Source organism: Mycobacterium simiae (assembly GCF_008370645.1).
In the GTDB taxonomy this organism is placed as follows: domain Bacteria; phylum Actinomycetota; class Actinomycetes; order Mycobacteriales; family Mycobacteriaceae; genus Mycobacterium; species Mycobacterium simiae_A.
In genome coordinates this window covers 1-1,912 of sequence record NZ_VTZN01000358.1, presented here as the reverse complement: position 1 = coordinate 1,912, position 1,912 = coordinate 1, and the positions used below count along the sequence as shown (strand labels likewise).

Annotated in this window: 1 protein-coding gene and 2 pseudogenes; all 3 read right to left on the bottom strand. The window is 61.1% G+C overall.

Features of this window, described 5'->3' with window-relative positions; all coding sequences use genetic code 11:
* Positions 1-244, bottom strand: a pseudogene (locus F0Q45_RS25745) (hypothetical protein); the annotation flags it as partial.
* 446 nt (positions 245-690) lie between these two features.
* Complete coding sequence (locus F0Q45_RS29755) at positions 691-1,380, bottom strand: hypothetical protein (protein ID WP_262491190.1); 690 nt, start codon at positions 1,378-1,380, stop codon at positions 691-693.
* 239 nt (positions 1,381-1,619) lie between these two features.
* A pseudogene (locus F0Q45_RS28800) lies at positions 1,620-1,912 on the bottom strand (hypothetical protein); the annotation flags it as partial.

Genomic DNA, 1,912 nt, shown 5'->3' with positions numbered 1-1,912 from the left:
CCTGATACCCCAACCCAAACACATCACCGGCCGCATCCTGACCCGTATTGGCACCGAAACCAGCCCTCAACGAACCCACCGCGGCGACCAGATCTTCACCGACGGCAGCCACCGCGGCACCCGCGATGAACATCGCATCGGGATCGACCGCCAACGGAGCCACGCGCGGAATCTTGCCGCATGACGAGGGGCGTCGCCATTCACCCGATGCCGTCTTGGGTTCGCGGAGTTCTGCGTCACTCATGCGAGCACGGACCCGCATCGACGTGCTGGATGTGGTGGGTGGCCGACACGCCCCGGCCGACAGGAATGCCGATGTCAGCACCGGCGAGCACCGAGCTCAACGTGACCGGCGTCAGCTGCCGGCAAGCTATCGACAGTTGTCTTGCCGGTCAACTCAATTCACCACTGCCGCACAATATCGCGATCTTCACGGTCGCGAGTCGTAGCCGGGTTGAACAGTGCCCGTGTAGCGTCCATCCGGCGCTGTTTACAAGTCGCCGCTTAGCCAGCGGTGCTGCCGCGGGCGGGTACGGCTTTCCGTGTTTGTGCACCTGGCGCTAGCTACCCCATTGCGGCGCACCGCACCAACTCGCCAATGACCCTGAATTACAAAGATATACCAGCGGTTTCGCGGCATGCGTGCGCGATTTCGGCGGACAATTGGCCCATGGGAGGTACTTCAGACACTTACCACGTCGTGATCAGGCGGGCATCTTGTTGCACGAGAAGCGGATTGATGAGGTCGACCACAATCCAGTGCCTTGCCTCATCTACGGCGGTGATCACGCCGAGGTTGTAGATGGTGCCATCGAGGTCGACGGTGACCGGAGAACCGAGCACCCACTGCTCGATGGGCTTGGCGGCGTCGTCTGCAGCCACGACGACACGAGCCACTCCGGCGGGCAGGTCCTTCAGCTCTGGTGTGGAGGCTGGGTCGAGCACATGTCCGGTTACGACGACACCGTCTACGTTGCTCCACTTCGCAGGCGCCTTGCGCTGTTGGACTGGCTGCACCGCTTGAACAGTAGCGCCTGTCGGCGCTTGGTCATTGACTTTGACGTCCACCGGAACCGCCCAGTCCGGTTGACCGGAGCTGAACACCGCGAGGGGCGAAGTCCGGACCGTCCAGGGCTCGTCGGCTACAGCTGGCTGGTCGTCGCCCGGAGTTACGTATGTAATCTGGCCGACCTTGATTCGACTCGGTGGTTGGCCAGCGGCCCCCGCCTTCATCACCGACACCGGTGCATTGCCAGCACCGCGAGCACATTGCGCAGCAGTGATGAAAGCCGGCAGCCGCTTGCCGCCATGGTCCGCGTCGGGGTAGTCGATGTAGAAGCCGGCTTTGCACACCGCGGTCGCGGCTCCGTCACCAACCATAATCGGAGAGCCCGGTTGCAGCGCGCTTACTGGTCCCGACGTCAATGTCGGCGCGTTGATCGACGGCGGGGTTGGGGCGAATGAGGCGGAGGGTTTGGCGCTCGATGACGTTGTGTTCGAAGACTTGTCGCTGGCATTCGACCCGCAGCCCATGGCTGCCAAGCACACAGTCAGGATTATTGGCGCTGCTAGGTACAACGTCCTACTTCGCCGAGTGATCTGTAGCTGCATGGGGATACTCAGCGGGTTGGGCTTGGTGTCGGCGTGGGGGTAGGAGTCGGACTTGTTGACCCGTCGGGCCACTGTATGTGGCCATCGACTATCTTCGCGCCGCACTCCGTTACTTGCCGAATAAGGTCTCTCTGGTCATACAATAGCTTGTCTTTCTTAGCCTGCAGCTCTTGCCCACGCCGGATATAGTCTTGCGCTTTTCTGCGCTCCTCTGGGTCGTTGATATTGAAATCATGTTTTTCACGGTTGTAGGCATTGATTTCATCGGTAAGTTCCGCGTCCCTCTTGTTCCACTCGTCGA

Bases quoted from the DNA above. Each gene is read 5' to 3' on its own strand.
- F0Q45_RS29755 (WP_262491190.1), bottom strand. From the start codon at position 1,380: ATGGTTGGTGACGGAGCCGCGACCGCGGTGTGCAAAGCCGGCTTCTAC.